The organism is Streptococcus sp. KHUD_010 (genome assembly GCF_040207525.1).
Classification (GTDB): Bacteria; Bacillota; Bacilli; order Lactobacillales; family Streptococcaceae; genus Streptococcus; species Streptococcus hominis.
In genome coordinates this window covers 1,533,304-1,553,305 of the sequence record NZ_CP157941.1, presented here as the reverse complement: position 1 = coordinate 1,553,305, position 20,002 = coordinate 1,533,304, and the positions used below count along the sequence as shown (strand labels likewise).

18 protein-coding genes are annotated in these 20,002 nt (G+C 39.4%); 14 read left to right on the top strand and 4 right to left on the bottom strand.

The window, feature by feature from the left end:
- The first annotated feature begins 67 nt into the window (after window positions 1-67).
- Together ABKA15_RS07595 and ABKA15_RS07590 are read left to right on the top strand one after the other, a co-directional pair.
- Window positions 68-955, top strand: a complete 888-nt coding sequence (locus tag ABKA15_RS07595; RefSeq protein WP_186832770.1) for an SPFH domain-containing protein — start codon at window positions 68-70, stop codon at window positions 953-955.
- Between the two features lie 109 nt (window positions 956-1,064).
- On the top strand, window positions 1,065-1,280 hold the full coding sequence (locus tag ABKA15_RS07590) for a hypothetical protein (protein WP_049514702.1): 216 nt from the start codon (window positions 1,065-1,067) through the stop codon (window positions 1,278-1,280).
- A 515-nt stretch (window positions 1,281-1,795) separates the two neighbouring features.
- Here the strand turns inward: ABKA15_RS07590 and ABKA15_RS07585 are convergent.
- Together ABKA15_RS07585 and ABKA15_RS07580 are read right to left on the bottom strand one after the other, a co-directional pair.
- Window positions 1,796-2,536, bottom strand: coding sequence for an amino acid ABC transporter ATP-binding protein (locus tag ABKA15_RS07585; protein WP_003031085.1), 741 nt, complete (start codon window positions 2,534-2,536; stop codon window positions 1,796-1,798).
- Window positions 2,533-4,098, bottom strand: a complete 1,566-nt coding sequence (locus ABKA15_RS07580; protein ID WP_049514704.1) for an ABC transporter substrate-binding protein/permease — start codon at window positions 4,096-4,098, stop codon at window positions 2,533-2,535. The genes ABKA15_RS07585 and ABKA15_RS07580 overlap by 4 nt, the downstream gene beginning before the upstream one ends.
- 126 nt (window positions 4,099-4,224) lie before the next feature.
- Between ABKA15_RS07580 and ABKA15_RS07575 the strand changes: the two genes are divergently transcribed.
- The 9 genes from ABKA15_RS07575 to sufU all read left to right on the top strand — a co-directional run bounded on the left by ABKA15_RS07575 (window position 4,225) and on the right by sufU (window position 13,962).
- Window positions 4,225-6,114, top strand: a complete 1,890-nt coding sequence (locus ABKA15_RS07575) for a DUF2207 domain-containing protein (protein ID WP_350015337.1) — start codon at window positions 4,225-4,227, stop codon at window positions 6,112-6,114.
- Window positions 6,115-6,180: 66 nt separating this feature from the next.
- Complete coding sequence (locus ABKA15_RS07570) at window positions 6,181-7,023, top strand: undecaprenyl-diphosphate phosphatase (RefSeq protein ID WP_049514707.1); 843 nt, start codon at window positions 6,181-6,183, stop codon at window positions 7,021-7,023.
- Between the two features lie 92 nt (window positions 7,024-7,115).
- Window positions 7,116-8,060 carry an IS30 family transposase gene (locus tag ABKA15_RS07565; RefSeq protein ID WP_350015336.1) on the top strand — a complete coding sequence of 315 codons (945 nt, stop codon included), beginning with the start codon at window positions 7,116-7,118 and terminating at the stop codon, window positions 8,058-8,060.
- 136 nt (window positions 8,061-8,196) lie between these two features.
- A complete protein-coding gene (gene mecA / locus ABKA15_RS07560) occupies window positions 8,197-8,952 on the top strand; it encodes an adaptor protein MecA (protein ID WP_049514496.1) in 756 nt (251 codons plus the stop codon).
- On the top strand, window positions 8,943-10,109 hold the full coding sequence (locus ABKA15_RS07555) for an MraY family glycosyltransferase (protein ID WP_003028442.1): 1,167 nt from the start codon (window positions 8,943-8,945) through the stop codon (window positions 10,107-10,109). Before mecA ends, ABKA15_RS07555 begins: the two co-directional genes overlap by 10 nt.
- A gap of 90 nt (window positions 10,110-10,199) precedes the next feature.
- Window positions 10,200-10,970, top strand: a complete 771-nt coding sequence (gene sufC, locus ABKA15_RS07550; RefSeq protein ID WP_049514506.1) for a Fe-S cluster assembly ATPase SufC — start codon at window positions 10,200-10,202, stop codon at window positions 10,968-10,970.
- Window positions 10,971-11,009: 39 nt separating this feature from the next.
- Complete coding sequence (sufD, locus tag ABKA15_RS07545; RefSeq protein ID WP_049514498.1) at window positions 11,010-12,272, top strand: Fe-S cluster assembly protein SufD; 1,263 nt, start codon at window positions 11,010-11,012, stop codon at window positions 12,270-12,272.
- A gap of 15 nt (window positions 12,273-12,287) precedes the next feature.
- Window positions 12,288-13,520, top strand: a complete 1,233-nt coding sequence (locus ABKA15_RS07540) for a cysteine desulfurase (protein WP_049514499.1) — start codon at window positions 12,288-12,290, stop codon at window positions 13,518-13,520.
- Window positions 13,507-13,962, top strand: a complete 456-nt coding sequence (sufU, locus tag ABKA15_RS07535) for a Fe-S cluster assembly sulfur transfer protein SufU (RefSeq protein ID WP_049514501.1) — start codon at window positions 13,507-13,509, stop codon at window positions 13,960-13,962. The genes ABKA15_RS07540 and sufU overlap by 14 nt, the downstream gene beginning before the upstream one ends.
- Before the next feature lie 359 nt (window positions 13,963-14,321).
- Here the strand turns inward: sufU and pbp3 are convergent, their stop codons facing one another.
- Window positions 14,322-15,563, bottom strand: a complete 1,242-nt coding sequence (pbp3, locus tag ABKA15_RS07530) for a D-alanyl-D-alanine carboxypeptidase PBP3 (protein WP_049514503.1) — start codon at window positions 15,561-15,563, stop codon at window positions 14,322-14,324.
- A 160-nt stretch (window positions 15,564-15,723) separates the two neighbouring features.
- The gene (locus ABKA15_RS07525; protein ID WP_192208559.1) at window positions 15,724-16,743 is read right to left on the bottom strand and encodes an IS30 family transposase; all 1,020 of its coding nucleotides are present in this window, start codon (window positions 16,741-16,743) and stop codon (window positions 15,724-15,726) included.
- Window positions 16,744-16,895: 152 nt separating this feature from the next.
- Between ABKA15_RS07525 and ABKA15_RS07520 the strand changes: the two genes are divergently transcribed.
- From ABKA15_RS07520 to ABKA15_RS07510, 3 genes are all read left to right on the top strand, one after another.
- A complete protein-coding gene (locus ABKA15_RS07520; protein WP_049513049.1) occupies window positions 16,896-18,239 on the top strand; it encodes a DEAD/DEAH box helicase in 1,344 nt (447 codons plus the stop codon).
- A 159-nt stretch (window positions 18,240-18,398) separates the two neighbouring features.
- Window positions 18,399-19,208, top strand: a complete 810-nt coding sequence (locus ABKA15_RS07515) for an amino acid ABC transporter permease (RefSeq protein ID WP_003028435.1) — start codon at window positions 18,399-18,401, stop codon at window positions 19,206-19,208.
- A complete protein-coding gene (locus tag ABKA15_RS07510) occupies window positions 19,208-19,951 on the top strand; it encodes an amino acid ABC transporter ATP-binding protein (protein WP_049513047.1) in 744 nt (247 codons plus the stop codon). The genes ABKA15_RS07515 and ABKA15_RS07510 overlap by 1 nt, the downstream gene beginning before the upstream one ends.
- Window positions 19,952-20,002 lie beyond the last annotated feature (51 nt).

The window sequence follows — 20,002 nt, the reverse complement described above, 5'->3', positions numbered from 1 at the left end:
CGCTTTTGTTTGATAAACTTTTTTAAATATGTTATAATCTTGAAAAAGAAGATAGGAGTTTTATATTATGTTATTTTTAGTAATGCCGATTGTTGTTATCGTCCTTATTATCGTTCTTTTTAGTTCGTTGTATGTTGTTCGTCAACAGTCTGTAGCGATTATAGAACGTTTTGGGAAATATCAAAAGTTAAGTAATAGTGGAATTCATTTGCGTTTGCCATTTGGTATTGATCATATCGCAGCGCGTGTGCAATTGCGCCTCTTGCAAAGTGAGATTGTGGTTGAAACGAAGACACAAGATAATGTATTTGTCATGATGAATGTTGCTACACAATACCGTGTTAATGAAAATAACGTAACAGATGCTTACTATAAATTGATTCGTCCAGAAGCTCAAATCAAATCTTATATTGAAGATGCTTTGCGCTCATCTGTTCCTAAATTGACATTGGATGAATTGTTTGAAAAAAAAGATGAAATTGCACTTGAAGTACAAAAACAGGTAGCAGAAGAAATGTCTACTTACGGTTATATCATCGTAAAAACCTTAATTACCAAGGTTGAGCCAGACGCAGAAGTCAAGCAATCAATGAACGAGATTAACGCTGCCCAACGGAAACGTGTTGCTGCTCAAGAATTGGCTGAAGCTGATAAAATTAAAATTGTAACTGCCGCAGAAGCAGAAGCGGAAAAAGACCGCCTTCATGGGGTAGGGATTGCAGAGCAACGGAAAGCGATTGTGGATGGTTTGGCAGATTCTATCAAAGAGCTGAAAGGTGCGAATGTTGAATTGAAGGAAGAACAAATCATGTCCATTCTTTTAACCAACCAATACCTTGACACGTTGAATAATTTTGCAGACAATAAGGGAAATAATACAATTTTCCTACCAGCAAATCCTGACGGAGTGGAAAGTATTCGAACACAAATATTATCAGCACTTAAAGCTAAATAAAGAATATTCTGAATTGCTTTATTCATCAAAATAGGCATCCTTTTCCGTTGACAAAACAAACAAAAACCTTTACAATATTTAGTTAGAAATAATAAAATAGGAGAAGGAAATGGCTAAATCTAACTTTGAAAAAGTAGAATCAGTTGTTAGCTGGGTTCGTGATAAGAAAATCACGGGTTATCGCATCAGTAAAGAAACGAACGCTCGTGAAATGTCTATCATTGCCCTTGCTCAAGGCCGTGCTAAAGTGAAAAATATTTCATTTGAAACCGCTCTTGGATTGATTGATTTTTACGATAAAAACCACGAAAAGTTTGAAAGCTAATCGTTGTATTTTTAGCAGGCTATCAGCCTGCTTTTTTCTGTTTGCAATTGTAAAATAGTATGATTTTATATGGAAATAACAAATAATTATAAAGTGGAAAGTTTATTTATTCGTTATCTATCTAATTTTTAAAAATGAATATTTTTACAGAAAAATGATAAACCGCTTTCTACAATACAATCTATTTTAAAAAATATTCTTAAAAATTAGAGTTTTATTTTTAACAAGAAAATGTTCTAATGAATGTGTATTCAAACATTCTGTTTTGTTTGAATAAAAATTAGTTTTTCAATTGACTTCTTAAAGATTTTGAAGAGAAAATAAAGACGAGACTGGGACAAAAGTCCTTAACCTCGTCAGATTTTTATGAGTTTCTTGCAAGTCTCAGTGGTGAGTGGGTTCTATGCGGTTGATAAATCAACCTTTACAGCCCTACTCAACTGTGCGGGGGTGGGACGACAAAATCAAATTTCTTCGAAATTACCGATTTTTGTCCCACTCCCGTCGGTTGTGGATTATCGTAAGTAACGTTGTAAAAATTCTTTTGTGCGTTCTTTCTTAGGGTGAGTAAAAATGTCTTCAGGCTTGCCTTCTTCAGCAATGATGCCTTTGTCCATGAAAATAACACGATTGGAGACATCACGCGCAAACTCCATTTCGTGCGTGACAACAATCATGGTTAAGCCCTCTTGAGCAAGGTCTTTCATTATTCTCAGCACTTCACCGACCATTTCAGGGTCAAGCGCTGAGGTTGGCTCGTCAAATAAAATGGCATCTGGATTCATGGATAAGGCACGTGCAATAGCAACCCGTTGCTTTTGTCCGCCAGAGAGTTGTTTTGGTTTGGCTTGCCAGTAAGGTTGCCCCATGCCAACTTTTTCAAGATTTTCTTTGGCGATTTTTTCGGCCTCTGCTCGTTCTCGCTTGAGAACAGTTGTTTGTGCGACAATGGTATTTTCAAGAACATTAAGGTTTTCAAAAAGGTTAAAGCTTTGGAACACCATACCGAGTTTTTCACGGTAATGAGTGAGGTTATAGTTTTCTTCTAGTACATTTTCACCACGATAAAGGATTTCTCCTCCACTTGGCTCTTCAAGGAGATTGATAGAGCGTAAGAAAGTAGATTTTCCACTACCAGAGCTTCCGATGATAGAAATGACTTCGCCGGAGTGGACAGTGAGAGAAATGTCTTTTAAGACTTCATTTTGTCCGTAGGATTTTTTAAGATGATTGATTTCTAAAATGGTATCGCTCATGCCTTTACTCCTTTCGTTTGCATTTGATTAGCGCCCGTTGTGTAATCATCTGTGTCAAAACGGCGTTCTACATAGCGGAGAATGCGTGTTACCGTAAATGTTAGGACAAAGTAGATAACGGCAATAATCGTAAAGGTTTGGAAATATTGGTAAGTTTGGGTGGCAATAGTATTTCCTGAGAAATAAAGTTCAACAACGGAGATAACATTCAGTACGGAAGTATCTTTGATATTGATGACAAATTCATTCCCTGTAGCAGGTAGAATATTGCGCACGACTTGAGGAAGGACAACTTTGCGCATGGTTTGGTTATGTGTCATTCCCAGAGCAGTTGCAGCTTCAAATTGCCCCTTATCAACAGCAAAGATTCCTCCGCGGACAATTTCACTCATATAAGCACCCGTGTTAATGGAAACGATAAAGATGGCTGCGATTGTACGATCAATGGAAACTCCAAATGCCTGTGCTGTTCCGTAGTAAATAACCATAGATTGAACAATCATAGGTGTTCCACGGAAAATTTCGATGTAGACATTCAGGAACCAACCGAATAAAGTTTGTAAAAGAGCGAGAGCTTTATTTTTGGCTGTAGGAGCGGTGCGGTAAACACCAATTAAGAGACCAATGATGAGCCCTGCAATTGTACCAGTAATGGAAATGATAAGGGTTAAGCCAGCTCCGCGCAGAAATTGGGGCCAGTTGTCTTTCAGAATCTTTGTCACTTGTCCAAAGAAAGTAGTTTTATCTTTGCTGGTGTCAGTTTCAACAGGTTGGTTTTGAATCATCTTGTCCATTAAAGCGACTTGGTCTTTGGCACTGATTTTAGCGATAGCAGCATTGACTTGTTCTAGACGATTGTCGTTTTTGCGCATTCCGATTGCAATCGTAGCATCCTCTTCATTAACTTCAAAACCTTTTTTGAACTGAATCATTTTAAATTTTGAATTAGCGGATTCTGCTGTGAGGGCTTCGGGACGTTCAGAAATGTAGCCGTCTATCACTCCTGACTCAAGTGCTTGGCGCATTTGAGCGAAGTCGCCCATTGCAGTTTCTTGCTTAGCGCCTGTCAGTTGGGAAATCAAATTGTAGAGGTAGACACCTTGTTGAGAAGTGATTTTTGCTCCTTTGAAGTCCTTCAACGTTTTTGCATTGGCATAGGATCCGTCTTTGTTGACTAGTACCACAGGCTCACTGGTGTAGTAGCTATTGGAAAATGCGATTTCTTTTTTTCGCTCGGCAGTTGGACTCATTCCAGCGATAATCATATCTAATTTACCTGATGTCAATGCAGGAATCAATCCATTCCAAGAAGTTTTGACCACTAACGGTTTTTTGCCCAATGCTTTTGCGACTTGTTTGGCGATTTGGACATCGTAACCGTTAGCATATTGGTTGGTGCCTTCGATTTTGACAGCACCATTTTTATCGTCATCTTGCGTCCAGTTGAACGGTGCATAAGCCGCTTCCATTCCGATTCGCAAGTATTCATCGGCTTGAGCTCTATTTGCAAATCCGAAACTAAGCAGCAGAAGTGCAAATAGAGATAAGAATAATTTCTTCATATTTTCTCCTCATCTAAAAATAGCTTCCTTTCATTGTACCGAAAAATGACATGCTTTTCAATATTGGGGAAACCCTTACTTGAAAAAATGGTATAATAAAGGCAATTAGTATAAGGAGATTGCTAGATGAAAAAGTTTTTTTGGAGTATCATAATTTTTTTCTCATGTTTGTTCTTCAGTCAACGAGTCTTGGCGGTGAGTTATGATATTGAATCCTACAAAGGGAATTTGCAGATTCATTCTGATAATACAGCGACATTTGTTGAAACAGTCACTTACCATTTCTCAAGTGGCTACAGAGGACAAATCATTACTTTGGGGACATCTGGTAAAGTTCCTCTGGGCTTTGATGTGGAAGGAAAGCAGACGATTCTAGCTTTAAGAAATGGACAACCTAAGAATGATATTACTGCTGTTCAAGAGTATATTGCAGGTGGCTATAAATATAAAATTTATAATGCTGGCAATAAAGGGGATCGTGTGACCATTGCGGTTACGTGGAAACTGAAAAATATGCTGTTTGTCTACAATGATATTGTAGAATTACACTGGATTCCAATCAGTGATTGGGATAAAAAATTAAATAATGTAGAATTTCGGATTACTCCTTCAGCTACTTCACAACAGACTGAATTGTATGCTCACACGGGTTATTTTATGAAGCCAGCTCAAGTGACACGAGAGGGAGATAGCTATCTGATCCGTGTCGCTAGTATTGCTAAAAATAGAAATTTAGAATTTCATGCATATTGGGATCGATCGCTAGTAACTGTTCCTGAAAATAGTTTAGCTGTTACAAAACGCAATCGGTTGCAAGAGTTTCGTCAAGTTGAAAAGGAAGTTGCTACCAGTACAAAAAAATATCAGAGATTAGTAGACTGGGACTTACCACTTGCTTTTGTGCTAGTTGGTCTGATTAGTCTAACTTTTTATGGCCTCTTTCAGTTCGCTATAAAACCCCGTGTAACGTTTCCTAAGCGTGCTCGTCTATACGAAATACCGCAAGATTTGCCACCAATGGTCATCGCTTCCAATGTTTATTCGGTAGATTTGACAGAGCTGGATCCAACGGAGAAGCAAGCAACGTCTTTGAAATTTGAAAATCTTGTACAAGCCACTTTGCTAGATTTGATTGACAGAGGGAATCTTATTTTTACAGATGATATGAAACAACCAAAATTACAAAGAGTGACAGATAAGGGTTTAGCTGATTTTGAAAAAGAATTTTTAAAAATGGCTATGGGAAACAATAAGCAGTTGCTTGTAAAAAATTTGTTTTCAGATTTTAAAATTGACGATAAGATATATAATAGTGGCGAGAAAGCTGTTCGTAGCGCGGGCAATAGAGTGAGAAAACTATTAAAATGCTATTTAAAACTTATTACAGAAAATATACATAAAATTATTGAGCGTGAGCAATTGCCAAATAATTATCGCCCTGTTGCTAAAAAGGAGCTCTTGTGTTTATATCTTTCAATGCTCCTTATGAATCTTATTGTATTTGCTTCTCTTGTCATCTTAGCTTGGATTTTCTTGGAGTATGGACTCGTATTTTATCAATTTGTAGTTAGCTTCTTCATTGCCGGCGGAATGCTGTATTACCTTTTGAGAAAATGCAAAATGGTGAAGCGTGATGGCGTCTTAAATGAAGAAGGGACAGAAAACTATTATTACTGGAAGAGTTTTGCTAATATGCTGCATGAGATTGCTCATTTAAAGGATACAGAAGTAGAGGGAGTGATTTTGTGGAACAGATTATTGGTTTATGCTGCTATGTTTAATTGTGCAGATAAGGTGACCAAGACCATGAAACTACGAAAAATCACAATTGATAATCCATCGATGAATGCTTTTGTTTATCAGGATATGGTGTATGATTTCCATGCGAGCTCACATGCTTTTGTTGGCTATGGGGCAGCAGCTAATTCGGCTAGCAGTTTCTCTGTTTCATCAGGTGGAAGTAGCGGTGGCGGCTTCTCTGGTGGTGGTGGAGGCGGAGGAGGAGGTGCTTTTTAAAAAGTGCCTCTATTCTCTCACTTGAAATTATGCTATAATGAAACAAATCAGCCTTAGGAGAAGAAAATGTTTATCATTGAAATTTTAAAATCCATCATCTTTGGGATTGTGGAAGGAATTACAGAGTGGTTGCCTATTTCTAGCACAGGTCACTTGATTTTGATACAGGAGTTTATCAAGTATAAAAATCAGAATGCTGCCTTTATGGAAATGTTCAATGTCGTTATCCAATTAGGAGCGATTTTGGCGGTTGTAGTGATTTATTTTGATAAATTAAATCCATTTAAACCGGGAAAGACAGCGCGTGAAGTGCAGAAAACATGGCAATTGTGGGCAAAAGTAGTGATTGCAGCTGCGCCGGCTGCCATTATTGGCTTACCTTTGGATGATTGGTTTGATGCACATTTTTATAACTTCATTTCTGTCGCTTGTATGTTGATTATCTACGGTGTAGCTTTCATTTTACTGGAAAAACGCAATAAAAACGTAGAACCGACAATTACCAGCTTAGATCGCTTGCCTTATAAAACAGCGCTTTACATTGGGCTATTTCAAGTATTGTCGCTTTTCCCAGGAACAAGTCGTTCAGGAGCAACCATTGTGGGTGGGCTTTTGAATGGGACCAGTCGTTCTGTGGTGACAGAGTTCACTTTCTTCTTAGGGATTCCTGTTATGTTTGGTGCCAGTGCTTGGAAGATTTTGAAATTTATTATCAAAGGAAACACACTTGGATTTGGGCAATTCTTCTTGCTGCTTGTAGCAATGGGCGTTGCATTTGGGGTCAGTCTCTATGTCATTCGCTTCTTGACAGACTATGTGAAAAAGCACGACTTCACAATCTTTGGGAAATATCGTATCGGGCTCGGTGTTTTGCTTATCGTGTACGGAATCTTTAAAGCTATTTTTTAAGTATCCCAATTTGTAAAATTAAGCTAGACAGAAAAAGCCATCTATGTTAGGCTCAGATAAACACCACATTTGTCTGAAAAGAACTAACATAAATGACCTATACTCATCTTACCACAAACGAGCTCGTAATGATAGAGGCTTACTATCAAGAAAACATAAAAGTTTCAGATATTGTGACTTCACTTGGCCGATCAAAACAGACAATCTACAATGTCATCAACTATCTGAAAGAGGGGCACTCTGCATATGATTACTATAACCGTTATAAAGTCAATAAGAAACGTTGTGGCAGGAATAAAACAAGTCTTACGCAATCAGAAAAAGATTTTATCCAAACTCATTTAGAACAAAATTGGAGCCTTGATGTCATTAAAGGAACTTATCCAGATAGGATTTCTTGTTCTATGAGAACTCTCTATCGACTAGCAGACCGTGGTATTTTAAAGAAAGAGGATCTCCCTTGGAAAGGCAAAAGAAAACCAAATGGTCATAGCGAAAAACGAGGAAAACAAGCGTTTCGCAGAGATTTACGTGAGAGAGCAGACAGTTATCCTAATTTTAAGACAGAATTCGGTCATCTAGAAGGGGATACAATTGTGGGAGAAAAACACAAAAGTGCAGTCATTACCTTAGTAGAACGCTGCTCAAAAGCCATCATCACACTGAAAACCAATGGACGGAAAGCAAGCGATATTGAGGCCTCCATCAATCAATGGTTGTCTCAAGTTCCCAGCCATCTCTTTAAGTCGATCACTTTTGATTGTGGGAAAGAATTTTCTAATTGGAAATCTATTTCGAATGTACATGACATTGATATTTTCTTTGCAGATCCAGGATGTCCTGGGCAACGAGGTCTCAATGAACATTCTAATGGCTTATTAAGACGAAATGGACTACCGAAACAAATGGATTTTACGAATATTTCTCAAAATTATTTATCAGTTATAGCTGATAAAAGAAATAGAATTCCTAGGAAGTCTTTGAATTATCAAACACCATACCAAGTTTTTCTGAGTTACTTGAAAAGTCTAACTTAATTTGACAATTTAGGTATTCAAAACTCAACAGTTTTTGTTGAGTTTTTTATTGGTAAAAGAAAATGAGGTTGTCTATTTTTTGTAAAAAAACCGAAATTTTAGTATAATGAAAAGACTAGAAGTATGAGGTAATGCGATGGAAATGAAGCAAATTAGTGATACAACGATTAAGATCACAATAAAATTAGAAGATTTAGAAGAACGTGGAATGGAGATGGCAGATTTTCTTGTTCCGCAAGAAAAGACAGAAGAGTTTTTCTATGCAATTTTAGATGAGTTGGAAATGCCAGAGAGTTTTTTGGATAACGGTATGCTCAGTTTTCGTGTAACTCCTAAACCAGACCGACTGGATGTGTTTGTCACCAAGTCTAAGATTGATAAGAATCTGAACTTCGAGGATTTGGCGGATTTGCCAGATGTAGAAGAGCTGTCTCAAATGTCTCCAGATGAATTTTTAAAGACATTAGAAAAAAATATTTTTGAGAAAAGTAAAGATGATATGGAGACTGTTCGTTCTTTGGAAACGGCGGAAGCAGACGATAACACAAGCACTTCTGATATGGAAGAACAAGATGAAAATAGTGACGAGCTCACACAAAAATATATCTATTACATTTTGAAATTTTCCAGCCTGAAAGAAGCAATTATTTTTTCTAAAACAGTAGATTATGCTGTCAATACTTCGGAGTTGTACAAAATGGACGATCACTATTATTTGACAATTCTGGTGGATATTGAGGGACACCCGAAGCGTTATCCAGCTTGGCTCCTTGCCTCTATGCGTGAACATGCAGAAGACACGGATGTGACGAGAGCTGTTTTGCAAGAGCACGGTTATTTATTGCTTGTCAACGAGGCGGTTGCCAGTCTTAAAAAGGTTAAATGCTTATGATTCCCTTCCCTTTAAAATTCATTTTGGTGTTGCTTGGAACCTTTTTCATCGGTGTGATTCTCACACCTTTGGTGCGTCTATTAGCATTTAAGATAGGCGCAGTTGATTATCCAAATGCTCGGAGGATCAATAAAAAACCGATGCCAAGCAGTGGCGGTTTAGCCATTGTCATTGCTTTTTCGGTTGCTACGCTTGTTTTTATGCCGATGATTGTACAGGCGACCTTTCATGGAAAAAGTTATTTTGATTATATTTGGCCTGTTGTCTTAGGAGGCGGAATCATTGCTCTGACAGGATTGATTGACGATGTAAAAGAGTTGAAGCCCTTAGCCAAGATGTCAGGAATTGTGTTAGCTGCCAGTTTGATTTGGCTATTGACGGATTTCCGTTTGAATCATTTTAAAATTCCTTTTGGTGGGCCGCTGCTGCACTTTGCTCCTTGGTTGTCTTTCATCTTAACCGTTATCTGGATTATTTCGATTACCAATGCTGTTAATTTGATTGACGGGTTGGACGGATTAGTGAGTGGCGTATCCATTATTTCGCTGGTGACAATGGGGATTGTTTCCTACTTTTTCTTGCCAGATCACAATGTTTTTCTAACCTTAACTATTTTCGTCTTGGTCATGTCTATTGCAGGCTTTTTCCCTTATAATTATCATCCAGCTATTATTTATCTAGGAGATACAGGAGCGCTGTTTATCGGTTTTATGATTGCAGTTTTATCACTTCAAGGTTTGAAGAATGCGACAGCTGTCGCTGTGATTACTCCGATGATTATTCTGGGTGTGCCGATTACAGATACCTTTTTAGCGATTGTCCGTCGAACTTTATCTGGGCAAAAGTTTTACACACCAGACAAGCGGCATCTTCATCATCGGCTGTTATCCTTGGGCTTAACACATCGTGGGACAGTCTTGGTTATTTATGGCATTTCTATGATTTTTGCCATGATTTCTCTTTTGCTAAATGTTTCGAGCCGTATTGGTGGGACACTGTTAATTATTGGGCTACTTTTTGGAGTGGAACTTTTGGTAGAACTAATTGGTGTTCTGGGGCCAAATCGAACACCGCTGCTCAATATCCTTCGTTTTATCGGAAATTCTGCTTATCGGGAAGAAATCCGAACAAAGTTCAGAAATAGAAAAAAGAAGTAGACTCGCACTTAAACAAAATAAAAGCCTTTTTGGCTTTTTTTTGCTATACTGGTAAGGTAGATTATGGATATGAAGAAAGGAAAGTTTGCCATGTCTGTGTTAGAAATCAAAGACCTCCATGTAGAAATTGAAGGAAAGAAAATCTTAAAAGGAGTCAATCTGACTCTTAAAACAGGAGAAATTGCCGCCATTATGGGACCAAACGGTACGGGGAAATCCACCTTATCAGCAGCGATTATGGGAAATCCGAATTACGAGGTAACCGAGGGAGAAGTTCTCTTTGATGGTGTCAATATTTTAGAACTGGATGTGGATGAACGAGCTCGCATGGGGCTTTTTCTGGCTATGCAGTACCCAAGTGAAATTCCAGGTATTACCAATGCAGAATTTTTGCGAGCAGCTATGAATGCAGGTAAAGAAGACGACGAAAAAATCTCTGTTCGTGATTTTATCATGAAATTGGACGAAAAGATGGAATTGCTGAATATGAAAGAGGAAATGGCCGAGCGTTATCTGAATGAAGGCTTTTCTGGCGGTGAAAAGAAACGCAATGAAATCTTGCAATTGTTGATGCTAGAGCCAACTTTTGCGCTACTGGATGAAATTGACTCTGGATTAGATATTGATGCGCTGAAAGTGGTATCTAAAGGTGTTAATGCCATGCGTGGTGAAGATTTTGGAGCTATGATTATTACGCACTATCAACGCTTGTTGAATTACATTACGCCTGATGTGGTGCATGTTATGATGGATGGGCGAATAGTGGCCTCAGGTGGCCCAGACTTAGCTGTTCGTTTAGAGCAGGAAGGTTATTCCAAATTGGCTGAAGAACTTGGTTTTGATTACCAAGAAGAAGTCTAGTCAACCTTTCTTTTTGCTTAGAAAAGATAGGAGAATGAAATGACAAAAGAAACCATTAAACATTTTTCACAAATGCATGCGGAGCCTGAGTGGTTGGCAAATCTCCGTCAAGCTGCCTTTGATAAAATAGAAGAGTTGAAATTACCAGTTATTGAGCGCGTGAAATTTCACCGCTGGAACTTGGGAGACGGCACGCTGTCAGAAAGTGAAACTCTTACAAATGTACCTGATTTCACAGCGCTGAATGACCATTTGACATTGGTTCAGGTTGGAACACAGACTGTTTTAGAGCAATTGCCGGCTGACTTGGCGGAGCAGGGTGTCATTTTCACAGACTTTTATTCTGCTCTTGAAGAAATTCCAGAAATTATTGAGAAACATTTTATGTCTTCTGTCAAATATGACGAAGATAAGCTTGCTGCTTATCATACAGCTTATTTTAATGGTGGAGCAGTGCTATATATCCCAGATAATGTTGAAATCAATCAGCCCATTGAAGGCATTTTTTACCAAGACAGTGAGAGCGACGTGCCATTTAACAAGCACATTCTAATTATTGCAGGGAAACATTCCAAGTTTACCTATTTGGAGCGTCTGGAGACTTATGACTCTGGGACTGTTCCCGTGACTGCGAATATCACGGTGGAAGTGATTGCACAGGCTGGTGCTCAGATTAAGTTCTCAGCTATTGACCGTCTGGGGGAAAATGTGACAGCTTATATCAGTCGCCGGGGCAAGTTGGACGATGATTCAATGATTGACTGGGCAATCGGGGTCATGAATGAAGGCAATGTGATTGCTGATTTTGACAGTGATTTGTTTGGTCGTGGCAGTCATGCGGATATGAAAGTGGTGGCTCTCTCTCGTGGTAGACAGATACAAGGGATTGACAGTCGCGTCACCAACTACGGTTGCAATTCAATCGGAAATATCCTCCAACATGGAGTTATTTTGGAAAAGGGAACTTTGACCTTCAATGGTATTGGACACATTATTAAGGGAGCTAAGGGAGCAGATGCTCAACAGGAAAGTCGAGTACTGATGCTATCTGATCAAGCACGTTCAGATGCCAATCCTATTCTTTTGATTGATGAAAATGATGTCACAGCAGGGCATGCGGCTTCTATCGGTCAGGTAGATCCAGAAGATATGTACTATCTCATGAGTCGGGGATTGGATAAGGCAACTGCAGAACGATTGGTCGTGCGTGGCTTCTTAGGCTCTGTTATCGTTGAAATTCCAGTTAAAGAAGTCCGTGCTGAGATGATTGAAAATATTGATGAAATTTTGGCTAAGAAATAAAAGATAGGAAAAGAAATGTCTAAACTTGATGTAGAAATCCTTCGGAGGGATTTTCCAATTTTGGATCAAATCGTCAATGATGAGCCTTTGGTTTATTTGGACAATGCAGCTACAACCCAAAAGCCTACGCAGATATTAGAGGCGATTGCAGCTTATTACGAAAAAGACAATGCCAATGTTCATCGTGGTGTTCACACACTAGCAGAACGGGCAACGGCAGCTTATGAAGCTGCGCGGGAACGAGTGCGCTCCTTTATCCATGCCGCTTCGACGAAAGAAGTTCTCTTTACGAGAGGAACGACGACTAGTCTCAATTGGGTGGCGCGCTATGCTGAAAATGTCTTGCAGCCAGGTGACGAAGTGCTGATTTCCGTTATGGAGCATCATTCCAATATCATTCCTTGGCAGGAAGCCTGTAAGAAGACAGGTGCTAGATTGATTTATGCTTATCTGAAAGACGGCATGTTAGATCTCACTGACTTTCGGTCGAAATTGACTGAAAAGACGCGATTTGTTGCTTTGGCGCATGTTCCTAATGTACTAGGTGTGGTGAATCCCATAAAAGAAATAGCAGAGTTAGTGCATCAGGCAAATGCTCTTTTAGTGGTGGACGGAGCTCAATCAGTCCCTCACATGAAGATTGATGTACAAGACTTGGACGTTGATTTCTTTGCATTTTCAGGCCACAAGATGCTAGGTCCGACTGGTATCGGTGTTCTCTATGGCAAAGAAGAGCTACTTGAGCGAATGTCGGCTGTCGAATTTGGTGGGGAAATGATTGATTTTGTCTATGAACAAGAAGCGACATGGAAAGATCTGCCTTGGAAGTTTGAAGCAGGCACACCCAATATAGCTGGTGCTATAGGTCTAGCTGCCGCCATTGACTATCTGGACAAGATTGGAATGGAAACAGTTCATCAGTATGAGCAGGAATTGCTGTCTTATGTCTTTCCCAAATTACAAGCTGTTGAGGGGCTTACCATTTATGGTTCGGAGGACTTGGCTCAGCGGTCGGGTGTTATTTCTTTTAATCTAGCTGGGCTTCACCCTCATGATGTAGCAACAGCTCTGGACTATGAAGGCGTGGCTGTACGGGCTGGACATCACTGTGCTCAACCTTTGTTGAGTTACCTAGGAGTGGCAGCGACTGTTCGAGCTAGCTTTTATCTGTATAATACCAAAGCCGATTGCGATAAGCTCGTTGAAGCTTTACAGAAAACAAAGGAGTTTTTCGATGGCACTTTCTAAATTAAATAGTCTTTATAAAGCAGTTGTGACGGACCATTCAGCTCACCCTCATCATCAAGGTCGATTGGAGGGTGTAGAACAAGTTAGTCTCAACAATCCTACGTGCGGTGATGTCATCAGCTTGTCGGTTCAATTTGATGAGCAGGGCGTGATTGAAGATATTGCCTTTGTGAATTCTGGCTGCAGTATTTCTACAGCTTCAGCCAGTATGATGACGGATGTAGTCCTAGGGAAGACGAAGGGTGAAGCGCTAGCTTTGGCAGAAATTTTTTCCCAAATGGTGCAAGGTAAGGAAGATAAGCAGCAACAGGAGCTAGGAGACGCAGCTTTTTTAGCTGGTGTTGCTAAGTTCCCCCAACGCATCAAATGCTCAACCTTAGGTTGGAACGCTCTTAAAAGGGCGATTGAGGAAGCTGGAAATTCTGAAAAGTTGAGTAAATGAAGCTAAATAAATAAGCTGAGACAAAAGTGCTCAGCTTTCTTTGTTTATATCGTTAGCATTACAGACGCAGTAGCTAATTGCTCAAAGCACTGCGCTGAGGTTACGGATAGAGCTTGAAAAGCAAGTCTCAAGGCGATTCGCTTTTCAAGCTTGAAAGAGTACTTTTGACGAAAACTTTGTTTTCTTTATCTGCCACTTCGACATTCCCACAAGGTTGCTATATCAACTTTTACAGCCCATTTGTCATCAAGTTACATTTGCTTATTTCCAACCTCAAAAGCTTCCTCAAGTCTTTCGAGCTATGCGGAGATGAACGATGAAATCAAGCATCTACGAGTACTGATTTCTATTTCGCTCGTTTATAATTTTTCATTGACATATTGGACGAATTCATTCCACCATGATTTGAGGAAGAAAGGACGCCCAATTTTCTCCGCTGAAAGCATGGAAATAGTTGGTGGCTTCTTGTCAAGATAGCCTTTTCCAATCAAATCATTATCAGTATAGGTCAATTTCCCAACAACGACACCCTTTTTTAAAGGAGTGGGATAACCGTTTTTATCAGTTGTAAAATGAACAGTCGGTTTTTTATGATTGTATCTCCGCACAATGGTGAGTTTTTCACTAGCAACAGCAGTGACTTCATCTTTTTGCCCGTTAATGACGCGGGCAGAGCTTTTATTGTAGGCTTCGCCTTTTTTCACAAGAGTTTGGACTGTGAATTGTTGATAAATATAGGTCATAAATCTAGAGGTAGCCGTAAAGCGGGCATCCTCATCCTCATCTGCATGATTAACATTGAGGAGAACCGTAATCAAACGCATCCCTCTTTGCTGGATTGTTCCGACAAAGGAAGAGCCTCCTTTATCAGAAGTTCCAGTCTTGAGGCCATCTACTCCAGCTCGAAAGGCGGGCATGTTTTTGAGCATGTGGTTGGACGATGTAAGCGTCATGCCTGCAAAGTTAGACGTAGCTTTTTGGGTGATTTCTAGAACTTCTGGGTAATCAAGGATTAAACGCCGGGCAATAATTGCAACATCGTGGGCGCTCATTTTATTTTCGTCTTCTTTTCCCGAACCAGGATAAATATGTTCTTCTCCTAAAACAGAATTATTCAATCCAGAAGCATTAACGATAGTAGCATCTTTGATTCCCCATTGCTGCAATTTAGCTTTCATCAAGTCAACGAATTTTTTCTCACTGCCAGCGACTTTTTCAGCTAAGGCAATTGCTGAGCTATTGGCGCTTGCTATTAAAGAAGTTTCTAATAGTTCTTCGACAGTATATTTTCTAGCTTCCAAAGGAACGTTACTGGCGTCTGGATTAACGGTTAGTTGATAAGGGTAGTCAGAAATATCTACTGAAGTTTGTAAAGTGAATTTTCCTTGATGAATCGCTTCATAGACTAAATAGGCTGTTAGTAGTTTAGTAATAGAAGCAATTTCAACTGGCTGATTAGCATCTTTTTCATACAAAATTTTTCCGGTTGCAACGTCAACTGCGATAGCATGCTTAGCACCTACTTCAAAGTTGTCTGCTAAAACTGTAGGAGCTAGGAAGATCAAGAGAGTCGTTACAAGAGTAATAATAAATTTTTTCATGGTCATCCCTTTTTTGTAAACTTATTATTATTGTATCATAAAATAAGGAGAGCTTCATAGAAAAGGGAGGAAATAAGAAGAGAAAAACATGATTCATTTTTATTTCTCAATTGTCAAGTCAAGTGCAACAAAGTTGTTCCTCTGATTAAGTGAGTATCTTTCAAGCTGTTTGAGTTAGCTCAAACAGCTTTTTTGCGGACTGATAGCCATGGATTCGTCTAGGTCTTTCATTGATAGCCTTTGTATAGTCCTCTAAAAGTGTCGGATTTAGTTTTTTTAGTGAGGATCCTTTGGGAATGAACTCTCTTAATAATCCATTGAAATTCTCATTTGTGCCTCGTTCATAAGATGAATAGGCATGTGCAAAATAAACATCTAATCCCTCTATCTTACTCAATGATGAAAATTCGTTTCCATTATCTGCAGTTATGGACTTAATGGGATAAAGTTTCATACACTCTAAGACTGCTTGATTGACATACTCTGCTTTCTTTTCCACGAGTTTCTTTGTGACAGCATAGCGTGTTTGTCGTTCTACCAATGTTAAAATAGAAGGTTCTCCTATTGTCTTTCCACCCAGAACAGAATCGATTTCCCAATCTCCAAAACGGGAACGATTATTAATCTCCTCTGGCCTTTCTTCAATTGACTTTCCTAGATGTTTCTTGGTAGAGGGACGCTTGTTAAATTTCTTACGAATCCGCACTGCTCTTGGTAAATCAATAACCTTAATCTCTAACAAACCTTGATGGATATAGTTATAGAGCGTCTTGGTTGAAGGAACAACTGCATCTACATGTTGGAGTCTATAGGTATGAACAAAGGTATCCACGCTATGCACCCTTGGTTTCTCTCTCATCGCTTCTATAAATTTTGTCAGAAAATCGTTCGATACACGATCCAGTTTTAGATAATAGCTGGTTTCTCTAGCATCCCGATAACGGTTATGGGCAGCATCTGCATAATAGTGTTGGTAGTAGACCTTCTGCCCATTGACTTTTTTCAATTGTGTTATGGAACCACGATTAATTTCACGAGTAATAGTAGAGCGATTTCTCCCCAGTCTACGAGCAATTTCAGCAGGTTTGAGTCCTACGCTTAAATAAGCTTCAATTTCTCCTCGCTCAGCTTCAGATAAGTGCTTGTAGGATTGATTTGTGGTAGAATAATTTGTGGACATGTTCATCTTCCTTTATACTGTTTTTCGCAACTCTAGTATATCAGATGAACATGTCTTCTGTGTTGCACTTCATTTTACAACAGGGCATTCATTTTTATTTTTAAAGCAAGTTCTGGTATAATAGATAGGATAAGAGACGAATAGAGGAAAACATGAAATTTACAGAATTTAAGTTTAAAGATTATATCCAAGAGGCACTCAAGGATTTGAACTTTGTTGAGGCAACAGAAGTTCAGGAAAAACTCATTCCGGTTGTGCTTGCTGGTCGTGATTTGGTGGGAGAGTCCAAAACAGGTTCAGGGAAAACCCACACTTTCTTACTGCCGATTTTTCAAAAGCTGAATGAAGATACAGATAGTGTTCAGGTTGTCATTACTGCCCCTAGTCGTGAGCTGGCTAGGCAGATTTATCAGGCTGCGCGTCAAATTGCTGCTTTTTCTGATAAAGAAATCCGAGTGGCTCATTACATTGGCGGAACTGATAAAAATCGTCAGATTGGGAAATTGAGTTCCAGTCAGCCGCACATTGTCATTGGTACGCCGGGACGTATTTATGATTTGGTTGAATCTGGTGACTTAGTCATTCATAAGGCGCATACTTTTGTCGTTGACGAAGCTGATATGACACTTGATATGGGTTTTTTAATGACGGTGGATAAGATTGCATCCAGTTTGCCGAAGGATTTGCAGTTTCTAGTCTTTTCTGCGACCATTCCGCAAAAATTGCAGCCATTTTTAAAAAAATATCTATCAACCCCTGTCATTGAGCAAATCAAAACCAAAACAGTGATTTCAGATACCATTGAAAATTGGCTGATTTCAACAAAAGGACGTGATAAGAATGCGCAAATTTATAAAATCACACAGCTCCTACAGCCTTATCTAGCGATGATTTTTGTCAATACTAAGACACGAGCGGATGAATTGCATAGCTATCTGACAGCGCAAGGTCTCAAAGTGGCAAAGATTCATGGGGATATTGTACCGCGGGAGCGCAAACGGATTATGAATCAGGTGAAGAACCTAGATTTTGAATACATTGTTGCAACAGATTTAGCGGCGCGGGGAATTGATATTGAAGGTGTTAGTCATGTCATCAATGATGCAATTCCACAAGATCTGTCCTTCTTCGTTCACCGAGTGGGACGAACCGGTCGAAATGGTCTACTGGGAACAGCCATTACACTTTATCAACCGAGCGATGATTCAGATATTCGTGAGCTAGAAAAATTGGGCATTCACTTCATTCCCAAGATGATTAAAAACGGAGAATTTCAAGATACCTATGACCGCGATCGTCGTGCCAATCGTGAAAAAAAGCAGGAAAAATTGGACACGGAAATGATTGGTCTGGTTAAAAAGAAAAAGAAGAAAATCAAACCGGGCTATAAGAAGAAAATCCAGTGGGCTGTCAATGAAAAACGTCGAAAAACGAAGCGAGCTGAAAATCGAGCACGCGGTCGTGCAGAAAGAAAAGCCAAACGTCAACAGTTTTAGTCTTAAAATTTCTTTATCACTCCCATAAATAAAAACAATTATTCTTTAGAGAACGAATGTGATAGACTAGTCTTGCTAGTCTATTTTTATCGTAGCAAATAATTGGTAAAATAAAAAAATTGTGATAGAATTAGACATTATCGAGAAAGGGAAGTTGCTATGATTGTTACAACAGTGATTTTAGCCTCTAATTGGTATCAAGAATTGGTTCAGAAGATTCCAGACGGACAGCTTTTTAGCTGGCGATCTGTGTTTGACGGACTACCCAGAATTATTGAAAAATTACCGACAACTTTGCTATTGACTTTGGGAGGAGCTTTTTTTGGCTTGATTTTGGCTCTCATTTTTGCTATTGTCAAAATCAACCGTGTGAAAGTTTTGTATCCTTTGCAGGCTTTTTTCGTTAGTTTTTTGCGAGGGACACCAGTGCTTGTTCAGCTCATGCTGACTTATTATGGGATTCCTTTGCTTCTGAAGGCCATCAACTTGCGATTTGGAACGGGCCTGAATATCAATGCTATTCCAGCCTATCTATTTGCCATTGTAGCTTTTGCTTTTAATGAAGCGGCTTACGCTAGTGAAACCATTCGAGCGGCGATTTTGTCTGTTGATGCTGGAGAAATTGAAGCAGCTCGTAGTTTGGGGATGACAAACGGACAGGTTTACCGCCGTGTTATTATCCCCAATGCAGCTGTGGTTGCCACACCGACCTTGATTAACTCTTTGATTGGCTTGACCAAGGGAACTTCTCTGGCTTTTAGTGCAGGGGTTGTTGAGATTTTTGCTCAAGCGCAGATTTTGGGTGGTGCAGATTACCGTTACTTTGAGCGCTTTATCTCAGTTGCTCTTGTCTATTGGGGCGTGAATATTGTGATTGAAGCACTTGGGCGGTTTATCGAAAAGAGAATGGCGATTGAAGCGCCTGATAATCTCAATCCACAAATACAGGCGAAAGGAGATGTTCGATAATGATTCGTATTTCAAATCTCAGCAAATCCTTTTCTGGACAAATGGTTTTAAACAATCTTAGTTTAGAGATTCAAAAAGGAGAAGTAGTTGCTTTAATTGGCTCATCTGGTGCGGGAAAATCTACTTTCTTACGCAGCTTGAATTATCTGGAACAGCCAGACAGCGGCACGATTGCCATTGATGATTTTACTGTCGATTTTTCTAAGATTAGTAATGAAGAAATTCTAACTTTGCGGCGAAAGTTGGCGATGGTATTTCAACAGTTTAACCTTTTTAATCGTCGGACAGCTTTGGATAATGTCAAAGAAGGTTTGTTGGTTGTAAAAAAATTCTCAGACCAAGAAGCAACGAATCTTGCCAAAGAAGAACTGGCAAAAGTTGGTCTGTCAGACCGTGAAAATCACTATCCGCGTCATTTGTCAGGTGGACAAAAACAGCGTGTTGCTTTGGCGCGTGCGCTTGCGATGAAGCCAGATGTTCTGCTTTTAGACGAGCCAACATCAGCGCTTGATCCTGAATTGGTAGGGGAAGTTGAAAAATCTATTGCAGATGCAGCCAAGGCTGGTCAGACCATGATTCTAGTTAGTCATGACATGTCTTTTGTTTCGCAAGTGGCAGATAAAGTGCTGTTTTTGGATAAGGGACACATTATCGAAACAGGCACTCCTGATGAAATAATGAACTGCCCTAAAGAAGAACGCACAAAAGAATTTTTTGCCAGTTACAAACGGACATATATTTGATATAATAGAAAAAGAAGCCCAGTTGGCCTTGCTAGCTGGGTTTATTTTCAA

What these genes read in the sequence shown, in the direction of transcription:
- ABKA15_RS07595 (WP_186832770.1), top strand. Translation starts at nt 68, where the DNA reads ATGTTATTTTTAGTAATGCCGATTGTTGTTATCGTCCTTATTATCGTT.
- ABKA15_RS07590 (WP_049514702.1), top strand. Translation starts at nt 1,065, where the DNA reads ATGGCTAAATCTAACTTTGAAAAAGTAGAATCAGTTGTTAGCTGGGTT.
- ABKA15_RS07585 (WP_003031085.1), bottom strand. Translation starts at nt 2,536, where the DNA reads ATGAGCGATACCATTTTAGAAATCAATCATCTTAAAAAATCCTACGGA.
- ABKA15_RS07580 (WP_049514704.1), bottom strand. Translation starts at nt 4,098, where the DNA reads ATGAAGAAATTATTCTTATCTCTATTTGCACTTCTGCTGCTTAGTTTC.
- ABKA15_RS07575 (WP_350015337.1), top strand. Translation starts at nt 4,225, where the DNA reads ATGAAAAAGTTTTTTTGGAGTATCATAATTTTTTTCTCATGTTTGTTC.
- ABKA15_RS07570 (WP_049514707.1), top strand. Translation starts at nt 6,181, where the DNA reads ATGTTTATCATTGAAATTTTAAAATCCATCATCTTTGGGATTGTGGAA.
- ABKA15_RS07565 (WP_350015336.1), top strand. Translation starts at nt 7,116, where the DNA reads ATGACCTATACTCATCTTACCACAAACGAGCTCGTAATGATAGAGGCT.
- mecA (WP_049514496.1), top strand. Translation starts at nt 8,197, where the DNA reads ATGGAAATGAAGCAAATTAGTGATACAACGATTAAGATCACAATAAAA.
- ABKA15_RS07555 (WP_003028442.1), top strand. Translation starts at nt 8,943, where the DNA reads ATGCTTATGATTCCCTTCCCTTTAAAATTCATTTTGGTGTTGCTTGGA.
- sufC (WP_049514506.1), top strand. Translation starts at nt 10,200, where the DNA reads ATGTCTGTGTTAGAAATCAAAGACCTCCATGTAGAAATTGAAGGAAAG.
- sufD (WP_049514498.1), top strand. Translation starts at nt 11,010, where the DNA reads ATGACAAAAGAAACCATTAAACATTTTTCACAAATGCATGCGGAGCCT.
- ABKA15_RS07540 (WP_049514499.1), top strand. Translation starts at nt 12,288, where the DNA reads ATGTCTAAACTTGATGTAGAAATCCTTCGGAGGGATTTTCCAATTTTG.
- sufU (WP_049514501.1), top strand. Translation starts at nt 13,507, where the DNA reads ATGGCACTTTCTAAATTAAATAGTCTTTATAAAGCAGTTGTGACGGAC.
- pbp3 (WP_049514503.1), bottom strand. Translation starts at nt 15,563, where the DNA reads ATGAAAAAATTTATTATTACTCTTGTAACGACTCTCTTGATCTTCCTA.
- ABKA15_RS07525 (WP_192208559.1), bottom strand. Translation starts at nt 16,743, where the DNA reads ATGTCCACAAATTATTCTACCACAAATCAATCCTACAAGCACTTATCT.
- ABKA15_RS07520 (WP_049513049.1), top strand. Translation starts at nt 16,896, where the DNA reads ATGAAATTTACAGAATTTAAGTTTAAAGATTATATCCAAGAGGCACTC.
- ABKA15_RS07515 (WP_003028435.1), top strand. Translation starts at nt 18,399, where the DNA reads ATGATTGTTACAACAGTGATTTTAGCCTCTAATTGGTATCAAGAATTG.
- ABKA15_RS07510 (WP_049513047.1), top strand. Translation starts at nt 19,208, where the DNA reads ATGATTCGTATTTCAAATCTCAGCAAATCCTTTTCTGGACAAATGGTT.